Genomic DNA, 20,123 nt, shown 5'->3' with positions numbered 1-20,123 from the left:
TTTTTTTCAAAATTATTTTTCCTTTTATCCCTTCCTGATTTTATCCTCTATATAGGCCGCTCTGGCGCCGCCAATTAGCTTGGGACGGCTGGCTAAAGCCGTGACATGGGCAGCACCCAACTCCTTGAGAATCGGTCGGATAGGAATCTGCACGTGCTTGACATGCATGCCGATGGCAGTATCGCCAATGTCCAGCCCCGCCTGAGCAACGATAAACTCCACCTCGACAGGATCCTTCATGTATTGGAAAGCAGCTAGCTGACCGCTGCCTCCAGCATGAAGAGTAGGCAGAACATTGACAATTTCCAAATCCTTCTTGTTCGCCAAGGCTCTTTCGACTACGAGGGCGCGATTGAGATGTTCACATCCCTGAACTGCAAGAAAGATACCTTTCTCTTCTAAGATATCCAATATGGTTTTGACAATGACCTGTCCAACTTCCAGACTGGAATTCTGACCAATATGGCCGCCGACAACCTCACTAGAGGATAGACCCAGAACAAAAATATCTCCCTCGACCAAGGCAGCCTTGTCCAAAACATCTAGAACAATCTGACGAGTTTCCGCTCCAATCTTAGCTAAGTCCATTTCCCACCTCACTTATTTCACTGTGACTGTCTTTTTCAAACTCTCCGGGAAAGCTTTGTAAAGGGCAAAACCGACTGCTAAACCAAATGCATTCTGCATAAAATTGCCCAAGATTCCAGCTAGGCCTGCTCCGACACCATTCATGATACTGTCAAAGAGGGCGTAGCCACCGACCATAGCCACTGCGGCCAAGACCAGCCCAAGGTAGCGTTTCTTGCCCTCAAAGCCAGCAAAGAAACCTTGAAGCCCGTGGCAAATCAGACTGAAAATCATCCACTGAGGATAGCCGGCAATCATATCAACCAAAAAGCCTGAAAGTCCTCCAACAATAGCCGCTTCCTTGCGGCCAAAGTAGAAGGCTGTAAAATAAATCCCTGCATCCAATAGTGTCAAAAATCCTGTCGGAGTTGGGATTTTCATAAAATTCCCCAAAACCACAGATAGAGCTGTGATGAAAGCTAAGAACACTAATTTTTTAACTTGATTATTTCTCATACTGAACTACCCCATATTGATCTGAGCGCTGAATCGCTCGGTAAACAAAATCTTTAGAAAATTGAACTGCTGCAAGTGGAGACTTGCCAAGAAGCAGCTGACTGGCAATGCTGGAAGCAAATGTACAGCCCGCTCCGGTATTGTTGCTGGCCAGCACTGGCGATTCCATGACCTCAAAATCTCGGCCGTCATAGTAAACATCCACCGCCCGCTCCTTGCTCAAGCGATTGCCGCCCTTAATCACCACATGCTTGGCTCCCAAATCATAGAGCTCCTTGGCTGCAGCCTGCATATCCTCTAGAGTTTTGATTTCTTTTTGGGTCAATAGCTGAGCTTCTGCCAGATTTGGTGTGATGATGCTGACATAAGGGAAAAACTTGATGATTTCTTCTCTCAGCGCACTGACCTCCAAATCATGATTTTCCTTGCAGACCAGAACAGGATCCAGCACTACTGGTATGTCCGCATGCTGCTTGACAAAAGCCAAAGCCTGCTCTGCTATTTCCAGATTGGGTAAAAGTCCTATCTTAATAGCAGAAAAAGGAACATCCTTGAGACTGGCTAGCTGCTGGGCAAAAACCTCTTCCTCAACTGGAATAACCTCAACCCCCTTGTCGGTCATCGCCGTCAGGCAAGTCACAGCTACGAAACCATGCAGGCCATTGACTGTATAGGTAGCCAGATCGGCATGCAGTCCGCCACCGCTGAAAATATCATTGCCCGAAAGGGCTAAAATCAACTTATTCTTCATAACGAATCTCCTTTAGATAAAGGCCGTTTGGACCGGCTGTTGGCCCCGCCAGATGACGGTCTTTCTCCGCTAATATCCTCTGAATCTGCTCTACTGGCATACGCTTGTTGCCAATCTTGAGCAGAGTACCGACCATATTGCGAATCTGTTTGTAAAGAAAGCCATTGCCCGAAAAAGTAAAGACCAGAAAATTACGTTCTGCATCATAGTCAACCTTGGCCTCGGTAATGGTCCGAATCTTGTCTTCCACACTGGTCCCCGAAGCCGTAAATCCAGTAAAATCATGCGTCCCCTCCAGCTGAGTAATCGCTTCTTCTATCAGACTCAGCTCCAAAGGATATGGATAATGCGTGGCATAATGGCGCATCATGGGATTTTTGGGCCGGCCGATATCAACTAGAAACTCATAGGTCTTGCTGTGCTTATTGTAGCGAGAGTGAAAATCATCCGATACCCGCTCCACACTGATAAAATCAATATCTTCAGGCGTCTGGGTGTCCAAGGCAAAACGCAATTTCTCTTCATCCCGTTCCTCCGGTAAATCAAAATGCAGCACCTGGCCCAGAGCATGAACACCGCTGTCTGTCCGACCCGCTCCATGAATCACCACAGGATGGCCTTTATTGATACGGGTCAGGGTCTTTTCAATCTCTTCCTGAACACTTCTGGCATGGGGCTGTCGCTGAAAGCCAGCAAAGCCATAACCATCATAGGAAATAATCGCTTTATATCGTGTCATGTGTTTATTTTAGCAGGAAAAAAAGCCCCCAGCAAGCCCTAAAAGCAAGAACTGTCTGGGGACAGATTTTTCTGAAAATACTGTATAAGAATTAGAGATAATCTGCACTTTGACTTGCCATTATGCAACAAAACAACCCATCTGAATCAGACTGTCAGTGACGACACAAACAGAGCAAATTCAAATGGGTTGTTGATTACATATTGCTAAAGATCATTATTTGCAGTGATATAAACTACAAATCTGACACTTTGACTTAGGAACCCCAAATGGAGTTTTCATCCATGAAGCTATTGGTGTTCTTGAGCAACTGCGTAAAGACAGCATACTTGAAGTCCTTGGTTGCGCGTTCATCGACACGAGCCTTCTTCAGATCCTTGTCAACAGCTTCTGCAAAGCCAGCTTTCAACTCTTCATAAGTAGTATAGACTTTTCCATTGACAGTCACTGGCTTAATACCTGAGGTTTGTGCTTTATCCACAACTTTTCTGAAGTAAGCTTTCTTGAAGGCTTCCATGGTTTCAAATTTGCCTTCAGAAATTTGCTTGATGATAAAGTTGTCGCTCAAACCAGTCACACCTTGCTCATTGGCTGTCTTACGGTGTTTATTAGAAGCATAGCTTATGAAGCCTTTTTCATAGCCATAGTAACCCCAGATTCTGAAGGTATTATGCTTGAACATCAAGGCGCCTGGCGCTCCAGTATTGTTTTGACCGCCGCCATAGATGCCCGTCATAAAGTCAATAGCAATGTAACTAGAGTCATAGTCAGCAGGGTTATAAGTTCGATTGTCAACCGCACGGTTAGACAGCAAACCTTGATCGACCAAATCATCTACAGATGAGACAGACATATTCGCTTTCTCCTCTGCTGTTAACTCTCTCACGACATCATATTGAGTTCGAGCATCTACAACCTTCGGTTCAACCTTCTTGAACCATTTAGCTGCGGCTTCATTTCCTTTAGCCACAACCGCTTGACCTTCAAGGTAATCCAGCAGCATGAGGGTATCATTATATCCCTTCATGTAATGGTCGATGTCTGCTCGGTTCTTGAAGAGACTTGGCGAGCTATTGAAAATGAGACTACCATCATTTGGACGGTTAAAGGCCATATTGAGACCTAGAGCACCCCAGCCTGGCTGACCAGGAACAGGTGATTGGAGCATTCCTTGGGCATAGCCTTCTGGTCCGATTCCTTGTCGTCTGCCATGTCCGCCCAGATAAATATAGCCGTCATTGACGTGGGTAAGCTCGTGCGTGAAGACGGACACACCGTATTCTGTCAGGAGGTCAAAGGCCTCAAAGTTCACACGGATCGAACCAGCAGCATGGGCACCGTAGCCATTTGACTTGTACCAGCCACCAGCTCTGCCGCCAACTAGGTTAAAGAACTCGCGGGATGGTGCATAAGGATTGCCCTTATTATCATTTCCGTTGACATCAATCCAGCCACGTCCTTCCACATCGAAACCATCCCATACAGCAGTTACATTTTGCTTGACCATTCTGGACTTGATATCATCTGAGAGAAGCTTGTACCAAGTGTCTACGTGATTTCGATGCTGGGTCGCTACTTCCTTGATGCGCGCATTAAATCGTTCATCAGACCATGACCGGCGCTTGTCTCTGTTGACAAAGGCCATGGTGCTATAGTTTGACAGAATCGCTAGACGCGTATTCTTCAAGGTTAGAAGTGGGAGGATATAGTTGCTGAAGTACTCTGAGTTGAGGTTGTCAAAGACGCGATACTTAGCTGTCTTGATCTCTTCAACTTCTGACTGGCGTTCTTCAAACTGAATAAAGCCTCGGGTTGCATCCTTGAACCAAGAATCCATATCCGCAAAGTTAGTCAGCAGGCGACGGTTGTAATCCAAGTAAGCCACCAAATCACTAGATTTGGATTCAGCTTTCAACTGACGGGCAAACATGTTGACATTATCCGCCCCTTTCAGTTGATTTTCTGTTGAACGACCAATCTTAATCAAGCGATCCAGCAATGGTACTTTTTCACCATAGAAGTCTGGTTTGAAGAGCACCAGCTCCTTGAGATTGTAGTCACCAAACTTGAGATCGTAATAACGGTTGAGGTAGGTCAGACCGAGCATGATAGCCGTCTTGTTCTCTTCGATTTTAGCTTTCAGAGCTTCGTTGGCTGCTGGATTGTCAGCATGGAATCTTGTCCATTCATTAGCCAAGAGCTTACCAAGCATATCCTGCAAGTTGGCTTTCACTTCAGCCAGAGATTCATCCAAGAAAAGGCGCTTCACTTTGTTGACCCTATCATTATCATTAGGAAGACCAACAGAACGATAGACTTCATCACTGTAAAGCTCAAAGCTCCTCAAGCTCTCTGTCAGCTGAGTCAGCAAGTCTTCTTTGACTGCGGTTGAGTGATTTGGAGTATAGACCGTACCAAGCTCTACAATCTGATATTCCGGCAGGGCTGTCTGTTCAAATCGTGCTTGATTTTGAAGATTGTAGATGGTCTTGCTTCCATCTGCAAAATGAACTAAAATCTTATCCGCATCTGTTCCGCCAGCAACAAACTGATTGCCTTTCAGGGCTTGAACTGATAGAACTTTCTTAGTCAACAGGTCGCCCGCCTTACCAGCATCCACCAGCTTATTGGCTTCATGAATCAAGAACTCTTGATTGTAGAAAGGCATAAAACGTTCTAGGTTCTGATAAAGCTGTTCATTTTCTGCCTTGTAACCTGGCTTATCTTGAAAAGCACTTGTTCTCAGGATAGCAGCATTTAGCTTCTCAGTTGTTACTTCATTTGCGCTGGTTTGTTCAAGGGCCGTAATCCGATAGCTCTTGAGTTTTTGCTCCGCTTCAGCTTCTGTCAAGCGACGGAACTTAGCATCTTTTCCTGTCTTGGTTCCAGAGCTTTGTCCCTGAACACCAAAGAGGTTTTGAAGTTTTTGCCCCATCCAAGCATCCGTAATCTCATTATCTGAGCTAAAGAGCTCTTTACCGTTCACTACCGTTGCATAGCTGACTGTGTCATTGATGGTTCCATACGGCCAAATGGAAGCAGCGATACCAGCTGAATTTCTTGAGCCTGCATCCTCTAACTTACCTTTGGCAACTGATTGCATCAATCTGCCCCAATTGCCCCAGCCTCTTCCTGAATAGTCTGTGAAGTTTTGAGCAACTAACATTCCTGCATTTTGACCACTCTTGACCCAAATATCGGCTTCGACATAAGCGCGTTTCACCAAGGACATAGCATTAGTTCCTGCGATACCGCCTGTCACAGAGTTTCCACCCTTGGACTTAATGCGGCCCTTAAAGGAGACATTTTCAACTCGAGACTGACCTTCTATATTATTAACCAGACCGGCGATATGGTCTCGACCTTCCAAGTAACCTTGGACATTGACGTTCTCAATCACCCCATTATTCTTCAATCGGGCAGCAATTGTGGCAATAGTATCGCCCGCTTGCGAATCTGGATAAACCATATTGACTCGCTTAAAGTCAATATCCTTGACCGTTCCGCCAGTAATCGTATCAAATAGAGGATGGGCCAAGTCTAAAATCGCATGGCGCTCACCATTTTGACCACCAAGTAGCTGACCTTTGAACTCGCCTGGCAGGTAAGACTTGCTGTTGGCAGGTTTATCAATCAACTTGGCACTGATACTGCGACCCAGAATAAAGGTTCCAGAAGGATTTTCCTTGATGCCGTCCAAGAGGTCTTGGAAGTCATAGTAGACATTTCCTTCACGCTTCTTGGCTTTTTCCAGATAGAAATCAAAGCTATTTTGAAGACCCGTTGCGCTTCTTTGCAGCAAGTCTGGCAGCTGAGCCTGGATCTTGAAGACAGGCTGGTTATCAACAACCACTTCCTCGATAGAGGTAACTGGCAGGACAGTGTCCTTGAACTGGTCGGATGTAAAGTGCAGGTAATATTGATCCAGATTTGCTGGTTTTTCAGCCAGAGTAGGCATCAATTTTGTCTGACCATTTTCAACTTTCATCAAGGCGACATTAGTAATGGACTTGAGCTCCACCTTCTTCAGGTCCAGCTGGACTGTTTCTTGAGCTAATTCTTGACTTTCAGGGCCATTTCCTAAGTCATAGGACAGAGTCGTCTCAATCTTATAAGGTGTATAGTAGTCCAAACCAGTGAAGTTGGCTGCTAGTTGGCCTGCAGCCAAGTTCTGCTCTGCTATCAGCTGGCCATCCTTCTTCAGACGAACATGAGCATTAGTAAAGGCTTGATCTCTGTCCGTTAGCTGGTATTGGACCTGAACTGATTTCTGCAATTCATCCTTCTTAACTGCTGAAACAGTCAGAGTCGGGGCTGCTTTAAGGGCTAATAAGTCAGCCAAAGCCTGCTTGAGTTGGTTGACACCCGCATCTACTTCATCTTGACTCGACGAAGTTTGATACACCGTCGCAGCCATATTCTTAATTGCTTGCAGCTGCTGGTAGGATTGATTGGTGTAAACTGCTGGATCCACAGCCGCTGCTAAAGCCAGCTGCTTGCTCAATTCTTCTTTATTGATGCGAGCCTTGCTACCCCGAGTGACCACTGTATCAACTGCTTCATGCAAGATTCTTTCAGTTGTTCGTGGCTCTGATATGCGATTACCATCTAAGGTTTCATAGCTGGTTACAATTTCTTTTTGGCCTGGAGTTCCTTCGACAGTAGTCTCTTCATCAAGATACTTGCTATCATCTGTCTTGTGAACAACTTGAGGCTCAATCGTTTCTAGCTTGATGTCCGTATGCAGACTAGGAAGTTCTGGTTGCACTGTCGATTCGCCGTTGACACCACTGGTGTACTCTGGGAGGGCGGGCTGGACCGGAGCTATGTCTCCTGCTGTACCTACCGGAGCATCATAGACTGGATTGTCCGCTTGAACTTCTGATTCCCCATTAACGCCACCTGTATATTCTGGCAGAGCGGGCTCAACCGGGGCTGTATCGCTAACTACACTTATCGGGGCCGTGTAGACCGGATTTTCTGCTTGAACTGCTGATTCCCCATTAACGCCGCCGCTATACTCTGGCAATGCTGGCTCAACTGGGGCCACGTCACTAACTGTAGCCACTGGAGCATCATAGACTGGGTTGTCCGCTTGAACTAGCGATTCGCCGTTGACACCGCCCGTGTATTCTGGGAGGGCGGGCTCAACCAGGGCTATATCTCCTGCCGTTCCTTCCGAAATTGTATAGCTAGGATTTTCTGCTTGCACAGTTGATTGGCCATTAACGCTGCCGCTGTACTCTGGCAATGCTGGCTCTTGTAAGCTTTCCCCTTTTTCCGTCTCTGTAGTTGGATTTGATGGCTGAGGAGCTGGAAACTTCCCTGACTGCCCTGAATCATTTGCAGCAGGGTTCAGCTGATACAGCAACCCTGCCTGAGCAGCTCGATCAATAGAGTCAGAGTCCTCTTTTGCAACTTCTGATAATTCTGCTTGCCCTTGAGCTTCTTGACCAGCTGACAGGGAGGCCGGCTTGCTTCCTGTCAAGGTCCGAAAATCTGAAGCAGTGAAGTAACCTATGTAGTCATAGCCTGCAATGGTCAGATCCGCTTCAGAAACTGTTGACGAAACCGCAACTTGACGGTTATGAGAAAGCAGTTCGCGATTTTCTAGCGCAAACGCTTGAGGAGACTGTAATAGAGTCTGTCCCAAGGTCCCTAGCAAAAGCACTCCCAGTAATTTGCCAGATTTCTTTCTTGAAAATACCAAGACAGCCAAAATAGCCGTCCCTGCAAATAGGCTGAGAAGCGGCTGACCGTTATTTCCTGTACTCGGCAAGACAGTTTGCCCATCTTGCTTCCGATAAATCAGGTAATAATTTTCCCCTGTTTGCAGATTTTCAGGCAGACCTTGCTTAATCAGCCCTTTTTCCTGCTCTGTTAGCTCTTGCTCTTCAACATAAGTATAGCGAGCAGTCGCACCGCCTCCTACTTCATCCGCAGCAACAGTCGAACTGGACAAAGAGCTCCCAAAAATCAAAGCTGCAATGGCCACCGATCCTACGCCGACAGACAATTTGCGAATCGAATATTTCTGAATTCGCTCCTGCACTTTTTCACAATGTTTCACTTTATAAATCCCCTTTTTCCTAAAATGTATAAAGCTAATCTCCCAATATCTCCCTGGCCAACTCCCCAGCAGGCCAAAAAGATACGTTTTATACACTTAGTATTATCATATATCTTTTAGGAAATTTTTACAATAGATTTTGCTTAAAAAAATCATTTATTTTTGTAAAAAGGAGATTGAAAATTCGCTTCACCTTTTCTAGCGAATTTCTTTTGATTAAAAGGCTGGTCAAAGCGCTTCTCTTTTTTGACTACATTTGCCAAATGTCCTTCTAGAAAACACAAAAAGAACAGCATTAGGCTGCTCCTTTTTATATGATTACAAATCTTCCAAGGCATCTTTCATTTTGTCGAAGAAGCCTTTTTTCTTAGGATTGACCGAGATATTGCCAGCTTCCGCAAATTCTTTGAGGGCAGCTTTTTGACGGTCGTTGAGGCCAGTCGGCGTCACAACATTGACTGTAACATACTGGTCACCCATGCTTCCACCGCGCAGACTCGGTGCTCCCTTACCACGCAGACGGAATCGTTTGCCAGTCTGTGTTCCTTCTGGGATATTCAGCTCGACATCCCCGTGAACAGTTGGAATATCCACGCTATCACCAAGAGCTGCTTGGACAAAGTTGAGATTGAGCTTGTAGTAAATGGTAGAGCCATCTCGCTCAAACTTGTCACTCGGCTCAACTTGGACCACGACATAAAGGTCACCATAAGGACCACCATTAAAGCCTGCTTCACCTTGACCAGACAGACGGACCTGCTGACCAGTTTCCACACCAGCAGGGATTTTCACCTTAACGCTGTGAGCCTGCTTTTCATGCCCCGTTCCGTGACAGGTTTCACAAGGACTTTTGATTTCTTTTCCTCGGCCGTGACAGACATCACAGGTAACTTGCCGACGCATCATGCCAAGTGGTGTCTGGGTATCAACATTGATGACACCTGAGCCATGACAGCGGCCACAGGTAACAGGACTAGTCCCTGGCTTGGCACCAGACCCAGCACAGGTATGACAAGTCGCTTCACGGTTATACTTGATTTCCTTCTCAGCTCCGAAAATTGCTTCTTCAAAGCGGAGATTCACACGATACTGAAGATCGTCCCCTTGGCGCGGAGCATTAGGATTACGCGAAGCACCGCCACCAAAGAAGCTAGAGAAGATATCTTCGAAGCCACCAAAGCCGGAGCCATCAAAACCACCGAATCCGCCTGCACCGCCGCCAAAGCCACCATTAGCTCCCGCTGCGCCATATTGATCATAGGCTGCCCGCTTTTGCTCGTCGCTCAGCGTTTCATAAGCCTCTTGGACTTCTTTATATTTGTCCTCTGCCCCAGCTTCCTTATTAATATCGGGGTGGTACTTTTTAGATAATTTCCGATAGGCTCTCTTGATCTCATCCTGAGAAGCATTCTTAGAGACACCTAAACGGTCATAATATTCTGTATTGTTCATGTAAGATACCAAGACCGTAAAATTCGACTGAAAAATAGGAAATCAGGCGACGGAGCGATGCTCCTAGGCTGATTTCTCTTTTTTCCAAGAATTTAGGTCGGGTTCAGTTCCTTTCTTTTATATTGAGTCAGAATTTTTGGAACCCGTGTTCAGTTGTGAACACCCATGTTCCTTTCTTTAAATTTTAGAAAATATTGCTCAGAGGGTATTTTCAAATTCATGCTCCATTTCAGCAAACTCTTCTTCTGATAAAGTGAATATCAAGTCCTCTTCCGAATACTGATTCCGTTCTTTAAAATAGTTGTCAGCATTATCTACCAAACCTAGACTAAGAAGCACTTTTCTCGCAAACGCTTGATGTGCAAAGCCAACAGCTGTAATGATGTTTTTATCTTGCAGAACAGCTTGAGCTTTGAAATTTCTCCTAGGAAGAAATTCAAAGTAGTCAAAAAAGTTTTGCCAAATCCCACCAGTAAATCTCGTATCGTTCAACAAACCTGCTTTCGCCAATAAAATGGGTGCTGAGGAAATAGCTGCAATTAAAATCTCTTGCTGCTTCAAACTTCTTAGGAAAGAAATTAATTTTTCATCATGCAGAGCAGGAGAAATGTTTATCATTCCCGGAAAAATAACACAAGAATAGTCTTCGATGACCACTTCATCCAATGTTCTAGTAGGTTGACAGGGAAGTCCATCTTCCGACGTTATAACATTTCTATCTGAACCAGCATAATCAACCTCAACACCAAAAGATAGGGCTAAAGTACTGGTCAGACTAACTACTTCATAAAGTGAAAAATTAGGATAAATTAAACAGAGCACTTTCTTCATAAGCGTCACCCTCTAGTTTAGCGAAAAACAGAGGCTGGGTTGCAACCTCTGGATTTCTTCCTATCATTACGACGTGAAATTTTCAAAACAATATTTTTCGAAAAATTTTTGACGCGGTAGCTGATTGGATTTTAGGTTCGTCTTTCAGACTCCCAAAAATCCTAATCATCCTCGCGGGGGTTCGACTACGAACTAAAAACTTTCAATTTTTAGTTCTGTCTCACCGCCTATTTCTCAGTAAACTCTCCGTCTACGACATCGTCGTCTGCTTTAGTTGAGCCAGCGTTTTCAGCTCCTTCTGCTCCTGCTTGGGCTTGTTGAGCTGCAGCAGCTTGTTCGTAGAGTTTCACTGCCAGCGCTTGAGCTTTTTCGTTAAGAGCTTCCAATTTCGCTTTCATGTCGTCCAAGTTATTATCTTCTTGCGCTTTCTTAAGGTCATCAAGGGCGGCTTGGGCAGCGTCACGCTCTGCGTCGAAGCCTTTGCCTTCAGTTTCCTTGATAGTCTTTTCAGTAGCAAAGATAGCTTGGTCAACTTCGTTACGAAGGTCAACTTCTTCTTTACGTTTCTTATCTGCTTCAGCGTTCGCTTCTGCATCCTTCATCATGCGGTCGATTTCTTCGTCAGTCAGACCGCTGTTAGATTGGATGACAATGTGTTGTTCTTTTTGAGTTCCAAGGTCTTTAGCCTTAACAGACACGATACCGTTCTTATCGATGTCAAAGGTTACTTCGATTTTAGGAACTCCACGAGGTGCAGCTGGGATGTCTGTCAATTGGAAACGTCCCAGAGTCTTGTTATCCGCTGCCATTGGGCGTTCACCTTGAAGAACATGGATATCAACGGCTGGTTGGTTGTCTGCTGCAGTTGAGAAGCCTTGTGATTTAGACGTTGGAATCGTTGTGTTGCGGTCGATCAGCTTAGTGAAGACGCCACCCATTGTTTCGATACCAAGTGACAATGGTGTTACGTCAAGAAGGACAACGTCTTTGACATCACCAGTAATAACACCACCTTGGATAGCAGCACCCATGGCAACTACTTCATCAGGGTTCACTGATTTATTTGGCTCTTTACCAGTCTCAGCCTTAACAGCTTCTACAACAGCTGGGATACGTGTTGAACCACCAACAAGAATCACTTCGTCGATTTCTGACAAGCTCAAGCCTGCATCAGAAAGAGCACGGCGAACTGGTTCTTTAGTGCGCTCTACCAAGTCACGAGTCAAATCGTCGAATTTAGCACGAGTCAGAGTCATTTCCAAGTGGAGAGGTCCAGCGTCGCCAGCTGTGATAAACGGCAAGCTGATTTGAGTAGAAGTTACACCTGAAAGGTCTTTCTTAGCCTTTTCAGCTGCATCTTTCAAACGTTGAAGCGCCATCTTGTCATTTGACAAGTCGATGCCGTTCTCTTTCTTGAACTCAGCTACCATGTGGTCGATAATCTTTTGGTCAAAGTCGTCACCACCGAGTTTGTTGTCACCAGCAGTTGCCAATACATCAAAGACACCATCACCCAACTCAAGGATTGAAACGTCAAAGGTACCACCACCCAAGTCAAAGACCAAGATCTTTTCTTCTTTATCTTGTTTGTCAAGACCGTAAGCAAGAGCTGCTGCAGTTGGTTCGTTGACGATACGTTCTACTTCAAGACCAGCGATTTTACCAGCATCTTTAGTCGCTTGACGTTGTGCGTCGTTAAAGTAAGCTGGTACTGTGATAACCGCTTTGCTGACTTTTTCACCAAGGTACTCTTCTGCATAGCCTTTCAAGTATTGCAGAATCATAGCTGAGATTTCTTGCGGAGTGTATTCTTTGCCGTTAGCAGCTACTTTTTCAGATGTTCCCATTTTTGATTTGATGGAAATGATTGTATCTGGATTTGTTACTGCTTGACGTTTTGCCGCATCACCAACGATGATTTCACCATTTTTGAATGACACTACAGATGGTGTTGTGCGATTTCCTTCTGGGTTTGCAATGATTTTGCTTTCAGTTCCTTCAAGAACTGCAACTGCTGAGTTTGTTGTACCTAAGTCAATACCGATAATTTTAGACATATTTTTACCTCTTTTTACTTTAATTTATTTTCAATACTCTTTGGTTCGCTTCACTCGTTAGAAGCAAAGCTGAACGAATGTTTTCTTCCTTCATAGTTTATTGTCGTTTCGGACAAGAGAAACTACCCTTTTTCTGCTTTAGCAATCCCACTTGTCCTAATGTAAGCCTTACGCCCACAATGAGGACAATACAACCATTCATCATCTCTATTAGGATAATCATCCATATACACAGAGACATTCACACTGCCACCGCATTCATCACAGGTATTCTCTCCTTGATGATAACGTTGTGCAGTCTTACGATATTCTTCATTCTGCTTCTGATTTTCTTCAAAATTATCTAACATATCTTCCCTCCTAATTATAAACAACCACCATAGCCGGTCTAAGGATACGGTCATGAAGTTTGTAGCCTTTTTGGAAGACCTGCGCGATAGTGTCAGCTGGGTGCTCATCGTCAGCTGGAACTGTTTGAATGGCCATGTGATAGTTATGGTCAAAAGCTCCGTCAGCTGGAATTTCTTCGATCCCCTCTTCTTTGAGAGCATGAATCAAGCTTTCCTGCACCATTTCCAGCCCTTTTTTGACATCATCTGTCAGACCTTCAACGGCAAGCGCGCGCTCCAGATTATCTATCGAAGGCAAAATAGCTTTTGCCAGATCCTGACTGCGGTATCTTTGCAGCTGCTGGCGTTCTTCATTTGCTCGGCGCTGGATGTTCTGCATTTCTGCATGAGCACGGAGATATTTGTTTTCAAAATCTTCTGCCCGTTCATTAGCTAATTCTAATTCTGATTTTTCAGGGCTTGCTGATTCAGCTTGCTCAGCTGTTTCTACAGCTTCCTCTTTTACTTCTACATCTTCTGGATGTTCTTCTTGTTTATGCTTTGCCACAAGGCACCTCCTTTTTAGGAATATTTATACTATATTTAATGGACTTCGTAGTGATTACTACTCAGATAGCGATAGAAATCGGTTAGTTTCATGGTCAGCACGCGGTTGACGACATTCATCTGACTGACCAGCCGTTGGTAGTCAAGATTGACCGGACCGACAACTGCCAACACCCCAAATCCTCGATAAGGAATCAAGAATTTGCTGGAAATCAGCGTTAAATCAGCCAAACAGTCTTCTCTACTGTCTGCCACGCGCACGCTTTGCATCTGATCTTCAGCCAAACTATCGCGAATTTCAAAGGCTACTTTCTGCGGGTCATCAAAAAACTGATAAGCCGTCAGGTCTGAAAATTCCAAAAGCTGAACCTTGCCAGACAGAATCACATTTTCCTTGAAAATATCACCAAAGATATGTTCAAAGAGCTGGATGACATTGTCCGTCGTAGTGAAATAGCGCTGGATAATCTGCGGAATCTCCGTCCGAATCTTGTAATGGATGTCCAGCACTGTCTGTCCCAAGAACCGCTCCCTTACTAGGCCTTTAAGCCTGTCCAGGTCTTCTCTTAGGAAGTTGCGCGGAATCATAAACTGACTGGTAATGGTATTGGACTCATCCAAGGTGAAGACTGCCAGAGCCGTGTGCTGACTGAGCACAACGATATCAAAAGCTGTCAAGCGCTGCCGACTGGGTTCTACATCCAGTGCAACAACCGTGCATCCACTGAGCTTGGTCAAAAGATCCGCTGCCTGTTGAAGAATGTCCTCCAAGTTGAAAAACTCATGGTCAAAGGCTTTGATAACCTCATAGAGTTCATTCTCAGCGAGACGATCAAAGGACAGAGAATGCTTGACAAAGTATTGAAAACCAGCCACGCTAGGCTTACGGCCGCTGGATGTATGCGCCTTTTCCAGAAGCCCCTGCTTTTCCAAAGCCGCCATATCGTTTCGGATGGTGGCACTGCTGGAATTGATAGAATCCTGCAGGGCTTTGGAGCCGACCGGCTCGTGAGTCTTGGTAAAGATATCAATAATCAAATTCAAAATCTCATTTTGACGCTCCGTGACCACGGTATCACCTCCAATCAAGATTCTGCTGTCGATTAGCACTCAACCACCTCGAGTGCTAACTCATGATTCTATTATACACTCTTCCACACCAAAGTCAAGACAAAAACTCAAAAAATTAGCACTCTTTTTACAAGAGTGCTAAAAATCAGTCTGGCGACCTAGATTAGTCGTCCAAGATTTGCAAATGGCGCATCAAATAGAAAGAAGTTCCTGCAAAAAGAAGAAACCAAACTAGCAGAGCCAAAAATTCTCCGCTCCATAACTGGAAATGAGACCAATCTTTCATATAACTACTAAAGAGGCCCATAAAGCTATAACGCAATACCTTAAATAACTCCTCGCTCATATTTGAAAACATAGGAATAAATGCCGCCAAGAGCATAGCTGGAACACTAAGGGATTGTGCCATGACCTGATTTTTACAAAACAGACCAACCATTAAAAAGAAGAAAATTAAGACTAGCATGGTCAATAAGAGAACCAAACCATAGCTAAACACATGATTAGAAAGCTTAGCTCCTACCAAAATTGGAGTAATGACGATATAAAAAATCCCAATAATCGCAGGCCAAATTAAAGCAGAGAGAATGTATTGACCAGCTGTTACACCAGCTAAGCGCAAACTTTGCAAATTATGTTTTTCTCTTTCCTCGGCTAGAATGATGATAATAGGTGTTCCAACTGACATAGCTAGAGAGAAAGGCAGAGAGATAGTAAGCAACATAGTAGCTAGTTTATCCGCTCCAATTTCCTTACCTGCTCCATTCAGAGAAAAAATAAATTTATAGAGAAAAATGAGGAAAATCGGCATGAAAACCTGCAATAGGATACTTTTATTTGCTAGTGTCACTTGACCTCTCAGCCAAATCATCCCTTTGAATTTATTAGACATTTAAGGTACCTCCTGTCAAAGTGATGAAAACATCTTCCAAAGTTGGTTCGCAGGAATGAATACTGATAACATCGGACAAATCCAAGCCTCCTTGCAGTTCCTCAAAGGCCACCGTCTTCGTCGTCAAATCTACATATTCTAAACGAACCTTCTTATTCGTATTATACTTTTGGATAATATCATGCGGACTGCCCACTTCGACTAATTTCCCTTTACTTAGCAAGGCTAGGCGATCACACAAAAGAGTAGCTTCCTGCATATCATGTGTCGTCAGAAAAATAGTTGTCCCCTGCGCTTTTAGTTCCAGCAACAATTCGTGAATGGTGCGAGAGGTTGACGGATCCAAACCACTGGTCGGCTCATCCAAGAAGAGCAGTTTAGGTCGATTAATCAAGGCACGCACCAGTAACATACGCTGCTTCATACCCGTAGATAGTTTTTCAGCCACCTTGTTGCGGCTATCATAAAGCCCCACTTTTTGAAGAAGTTCATCGACTTCTAGCATCTTAACCCCAAAGAGCATGGCATAGGCCTTGAGATTTTTATAAAGTGACATCTTTTCATAAAAACCACTGCCATCGCTGACAATCCCTATCTGCTCTAGGACTTCTGCCTTTAAATACTCAACCGGTGCAGATAGCACATGAGCTGTCCCAGCATCTGCAGACAACTGACCAGTCAAGATATTGATGGTCGTGGTTTTACCAGATCCAGACGGTCCTAGGAAGCCAAAAATCTCTCCCTCTCGGATAGAAAAATCGATTCCTGCTAAGGCTTCTTGTTCCTTGAACTTCTTTTTCAAGCCTTGCACTTCAATAATGGTCTTTTTCATTGTTTTCCTCACTTTCACAACAGTATTTAACAAAATTGCAATCAATCTTTCAGTTCCTGCCTCATTTTCCAAAAACGCAAGGCAATATGGACCAGTTGGCAGAACAGAATGATTAATATGACACAATCTATTGCTAAGATTGATTTGAATAATAGACTTGCTTTCAAACTCCTCTGGAAAATATCTAGAATGAGATAGGTAGTGACAAACAAAACCATGATGGCTGGCAAAAACCGCCATATAAGTAAACGCTTGACCATTTCTAGCTTAGACCAAGCGTCATTATAGATTTCAAGATCACTGTCTGCATCAATCTGAGAAACCGGCTTTCGGAAATAAGAAAATTGATTAAAGTTTGTAATATGCTCCCAGCCACAATCTTCAAACAGTTGATAATAGGATTCTTGCTCCGCCTTTTTTATTGGGCGAAAATCCAATTGATAGGCCATTTTCTGAGGCGGGCAGGATTCAAAAGTATAACGAACCGCAACAAGAAAGGGAGAATAACTTACTTTTTTCAATTTCCAGCCTTGGCTATGCATTTTTTAAAAAAAGCTGCTTCTCTGTCATAGTCTGCAATGGTAAAGATTTTATAGACAATTTTCTTTTCCATCAAACTTCCTCCTTACTATTGCGGTAAAGGCGCTCAATCCGCTGGATTTCCAACTCTAAAATCTGCTTCCCAAGCTTCGTGATAGAATAGAGCTTTCTCTTTTCTTCCTCGCGAACAAAGACAATCAGACCATCTTTTTCCATCTTTGCCAAGGTTCCGTACATGGTTCCCGGGCTGATAGATAGCTGTCCTTCTGTCAGCTCCTTGACTTTTTGAGTAATACTGTAGCCATGCCTCTCTTTCTGAAGACAGAAGAGGATATAAAAACCTGTCTCCGTCATTGGCACATAGACTCTCCTAAGTTTTTCTGTCAATCCACTCATCTTTTTATCTCACTTTCACCTCGATATATCGAACCTTGATATAAAAATTATATCGCAGTTCGATATAGTTGTCAAGGATTTATAAATATTTTTTACAGAAAGTGATTCCTTTTTATCTTTCAATACTTGTAGCTAAAGCCGCTTTAAGTCAGAAGCATAAGTGATTATAGACCTGCATCCTGATAAATCAGCATAAAAAAAGCCAGGAACACCTGACTTAGTTGTTTATTTTCCTGCTGCCTTAAGCAGGGCGATATATTCTTCCAGAACCAAATTGTGCTTCTGCATATACTGGGCATTCTCCACACCAACATAGCGGTAATGCCAGTTCTCAAAATCAACTCCGGTAACATCACTCTTGCCATCCGGATAGCGAAGGACAAAGCCATATTGCGGAGCTAGCTCAGCAACCTTGGCTGCCAGTTCATCCTCCTGACCTTCTGGGACACTCATATCAATAGCCAAGCCCGTTTGATGTTCGCTGGCTCCTGGAAGCTGCACCTGCTTCAGCACGATGCTGACTGCTTCTTCATTTGACAAGCCTTTGGCGACTTCCCCAGCAACTTTTTCGTTATAGAGTTCCTCCTGCTCAGCTCGGCTGCGATAGCCAGAGATGAGAGTTTCTTCAGGAGCTATCGCCTGGGCTGCTGCTAGAAATTGCCGAGTATTTTCAGCAATGCGGCTGTCGACCTGGATCTCTCCAATCTGAGTTAGATCAGGTGTCTTTTCTTCTTGCTGGTTGTCACGATTGACCAAAATCAAATTCCAGTCAGTAGAAGACACCTTGGGCAAATCAGACTGCGAACTCTCTGAGCTAGAAGAGCCCTTCGTAGCAGAACTGCTAGACGAACCCGAAAACTGAATCTTTGCAAACAGATCTTGTAACAAGGACGGACGGAAATATATTGCCGTCCCTCCAGCTGCCAGACACAAGACGATTAACACCAAAAACGTTAACCCAATCTTCTTAGACTTCGATTTTCTCTTTTCTTTGCGATGTTTAGCGCGCTTCAACTTCTTCCTCCATTACTTTGGCACCGGTCTCACGATAAGACATGTCTCCGATGCAAGTTACTGTGAATTTACCGTCTTCATAATCTACAACCGTCACACTGCCATTGTCCAAACCATGAGGCTGAGTTCGGTTGATTAGATAGACAAAGGTTCCGATAGTCATGCCGTGGCTGACTACAAGAGCATTGCCGCCTCCAGCAGCTTCTAGCTCCTCAGCTATGGCTGAAAAACCTTCCCAAATTCGGCCGCTGAGCTTTTCCCAGTTTTCCGCCCAGCCAGCTGTATCGACTTCTACAAGACCTTCTGCTAGCTCAATATAGCTGAGCTGATGGACATGCTCAATATTGAAAACCCGAGGCATCACACCCATAAAGAGCTCTCCATCATAACCACCGTCAAAACTGCCAAAGCACCATTCGCGAATCCGCTTGTCAAAGGTATAAGGAATCTGACCAGTCAGGCCCAGTTCCTCTAGAATGATGCCCATGGTCTGAATAGTCCGGCCACTGTCGCTGGAACGAGCCAATTTGAAATCAAGTCCAGCTTCTCTCAAGCCAATGCCCAACTCATGAATGCCACGTTCCCCAACTTCAGTCAAAGGGGTATCAGACCAGCCTTGAGCCCGGCCGATAGTATTAAACATGGTTTTGCCATGACGAACCAAGTATAATCTTGTTTTTGCCATTTCATTTCCTCCGTTATTCTTTTCATATTATACCATTTTATAAAGAAATTGGCGCTATCTGGCTTTCAAAGCAAAAAGCAGGAGTCTCAAAACTCCCGCTCATTCTTGATTTTCTCGGTCCAATATAGCTGCACCAACCTGACGGTAAGACACATCGCCCAGAGCCTGAATGCTGAAGCGACCATTTTCATACTCCAACACTGTGACACTGCCATTGTCGACATTAGGATTTTTCGTGATATTCTCATCAACCAGATAGGCCAAGGTACCAATGGTCATGCTGTGGCTGACGACCAGAGCATTGCCGCCGCCAGAGGATTCTACCTCTCTAGCAATGGCTTCAAAGCCTTCTAAAATCCGACCGCTAAGCTTGTCCCAAGGCTCAGCCCAGCCAGCCGTATCCACTTCTACCAGACCATTCGCCAAATCCGGCCAACTGAGCTCTTTGTAATTATCCGTCTTAAGAACTCGTGGGATAACGCCATGAAAGAGCTCACCCCCATAGGCACCATCAAAACTTCCGAAACACCACTCCCGGATGCGCTTGTCATAGCGATAGGGAATCTGGCCAGTCAGACCCAGCTCCTCTAGGATAATCCCCATGGTCTGAATGGTCCTGCCGCTATCACTGGAAAAAGCCTTGATAAAAGGCAAGCCAGACTCTCGCAATCCGATACCCAGCTCACGAATACCGCTCTCGCCTTCGGCAGTCAGCGGCGTATCAGACCAGCCCTGTGCCCGGCCGATAGTATTGAACATGGTCTTGCCATGACGGATAACATAGAGTCTTGTTTTTGACATACTTCACCTCTTT

The 20,123-nt window shown here is 44.6% G+C and carries 17 protein-coding genes and 1 pseudogene; all 18 read right to left on the bottom strand.

From position 1 onward, the window contains the following. Nucleotides 1-24: 24 nt before the first annotated feature. Nucleotides 25-588, bottom strand: coding sequence for a TIGR01440 family protein (locus FFV08_02205; GenBank protein ID QLB51587.1), 564 nt, complete (start codon nt 586-588; stop codon nt 25-27). Nucleotides 589-600: 12 nt separating this feature from the next. After that, nucleotides 601-1,083: an ECF transporter S component gene (locus FFV08_02200; GenBank protein QLB51586.1), complete on the bottom strand. Its 483-nt coding sequence runs from the start codon at nt 1,081-1,083 to the stop codon at nt 601-603. Then, nucleotides 1,073-1,834 carry a bifunctional hydroxymethylpyrimidine kinase/phosphomethylpyrimidine kinase gene (locus FFV08_02195; protein ID QLB51585.1) on the bottom strand — a complete coding sequence of 254 codons (762 nt, stop codon included), beginning with the start codon at nt 1,832-1,834 and terminating at the stop codon, nt 1,073-1,075. The genes FFV08_02200 and FFV08_02195 overlap by 11 nt, the downstream gene beginning before the upstream one ends. Continuing rightward, nucleotides 1,824-2,573, bottom strand: a complete 750-nt coding sequence (gene truA / locus FFV08_02190; GenBank protein ID QLB51584.1) for a tRNA pseudouridine(38-40) synthase TruA — start codon at nt 2,571-2,573, stop codon at nt 1,824-1,826. The genes FFV08_02195 and truA overlap by 11 nt, the downstream gene beginning before the upstream one ends. 256 nt (nt 2,574-2,829) lie before the next feature. Further along, nucleotides 2,830-8,643, bottom strand: coding sequence for a YSIRK-type signal peptide-containing protein (locus FFV08_02185; GenBank protein QLB51583.1), 5,814 nt, complete (start codon nt 8,641-8,643; stop codon nt 2,830-2,832). A gap of 318 nt (nt 8,644-8,961) precedes the next feature. Further along, complete coding sequence (gene dnaJ / locus FFV08_02180) at nt 8,962-10,095, bottom strand: molecular chaperone DnaJ (GenBank protein QLB51582.1); 1,134 nt, start codon at nt 10,093-10,095, stop codon at nt 8,962-8,964. 198 nt (nt 10,096-10,293) lie between these two features. Continuing rightward, nucleotides 10,294-10,926 carry a 4-methyl-5(B-hydroxyethyl)-thiazole monophosphate biosynthesis protein gene (locus FFV08_02175; protein QLB51581.1) on the bottom strand — a complete coding sequence of 211 codons (633 nt, stop codon included), beginning with the start codon at nt 10,924-10,926 and terminating at the stop codon, nt 10,294-10,296. 227 nt (nt 10,927-11,153) lie between these two features. Continuing rightward, on the bottom strand, nt 11,154-12,983 hold the full coding sequence (gene dnaK / locus FFV08_02170) for a molecular chaperone DnaK (protein QLB51580.1): 1,830 nt from the start codon (nt 12,981-12,983) through the stop codon (nt 11,154-11,156). Between the two features lie 122 nt (nt 12,984-13,105). Further along, complete coding sequence (locus FFV08_02165; protein ID QLB51579.1) at nt 13,106-13,333, bottom strand: hypothetical protein; 228 nt, start codon at nt 13,331-13,333, stop codon at nt 13,106-13,108. A 10-nt stretch (nt 13,334-13,343) separates the two neighbouring features. Continuing rightward, nucleotides 13,344-13,880 (bottom strand): nucleotide exchange factor GrpE, encoded by a 537-nt coding sequence (gene grpE, locus FFV08_02160; GenBank protein ID QLB51578.1) that lies wholly within the window; start codon nt 13,878-13,880, stop codon nt 13,344-13,346. 35 nt (nt 13,881-13,915) lie between these two features. Further along, the gene (gene hrcA, locus FFV08_02155; GenBank protein QLB53261.1) at nt 13,916-14,950 is read right to left on the bottom strand and encodes a heat-inducible transcriptional repressor HrcA; all 1,035 of its coding nucleotides are present in this window, start codon (nt 14,948-14,950) and stop codon (nt 13,916-13,918) included. Nucleotides 14,951-15,113: 163 nt separating this feature from the next. Continuing rightward, the gene (locus tag FFV08_02150; protein ID QLB51577.1) at nt 15,114-15,842 is read right to left on the bottom strand and encodes an ABC transporter permease; all 729 of its coding nucleotides are present in this window, start codon (nt 15,840-15,842) and stop codon (nt 15,114-15,116) included. Next, nucleotides 15,835-16,674 carry an ABC transporter ATP-binding protein gene (locus tag FFV08_02145; protein ID QLB51576.1) on the bottom strand — a complete coding sequence of 280 codons (840 nt, stop codon included), beginning with the start codon at nt 16,672-16,674 and terminating at the stop codon, nt 15,835-15,837. Before FFV08_02145 ends, FFV08_02150 begins: the two co-directional genes overlap by 8 nt. Before the next feature lie 41 nt (nt 16,675-16,715). Continuing rightward, nucleotides 16,716-17,287 (bottom strand): annotated as a pseudogene (locus tag FFV08_02140) (DUF2812 domain-containing protein). Further along, entirely contained in the window at nt 17,287-17,610 is a 324-nt protein-coding gene (locus tag FFV08_02135) for a PadR family transcriptional regulator (GenBank protein ID QLB51575.1), read from the bottom strand. Before FFV08_02135 ends, FFV08_02140 begins: the two are co-directional and overlap by 1 nt. A 225-nt stretch (nt 17,611-17,835) precedes the next feature. Continuing rightward, on the bottom strand, nt 17,836-18,624 hold the full coding sequence (locus tag FFV08_02130; GenBank protein QLB51574.1) for a D-alanyl-D-alanine carboxypeptidase family protein: 789 nt from the start codon (nt 18,622-18,624) through the stop codon (nt 17,836-17,838). Beyond that, nucleotides 18,611-19,309, bottom strand: coding sequence for a histidine phosphatase family protein (locus FFV08_02125; protein QLB51573.1), 699 nt, complete (start codon nt 19,307-19,309; stop codon nt 18,611-18,613). The genes FFV08_02130 and FFV08_02125 overlap by 14 nt, the downstream gene beginning before the upstream one ends. A gap of 99 nt (nt 19,310-19,408) precedes the next feature. Beyond that, a complete protein-coding gene (locus tag FFV08_02120; protein QLB51572.1) occupies nt 19,409-20,110 on the bottom strand; it encodes a histidine phosphatase family protein in 702 nt (233 codons plus the stop codon). Between the last annotated feature and the right edge of the window lie 13 nt (nt 20,111-20,123).

It is taken from the genome of Streptococcus sanguinis (assembly GCA_013378335.1).
Taxonomy (GTDB): Bacteria; Bacillota; Bacilli; order Lactobacillales; family Streptococcaceae; genus Streptococcus; species Streptococcus sanguinis_I.
Note: the sequence above shows the minus strand (reverse complement) of the source record. Positions and strands in the feature narration are given on the sequence as shown.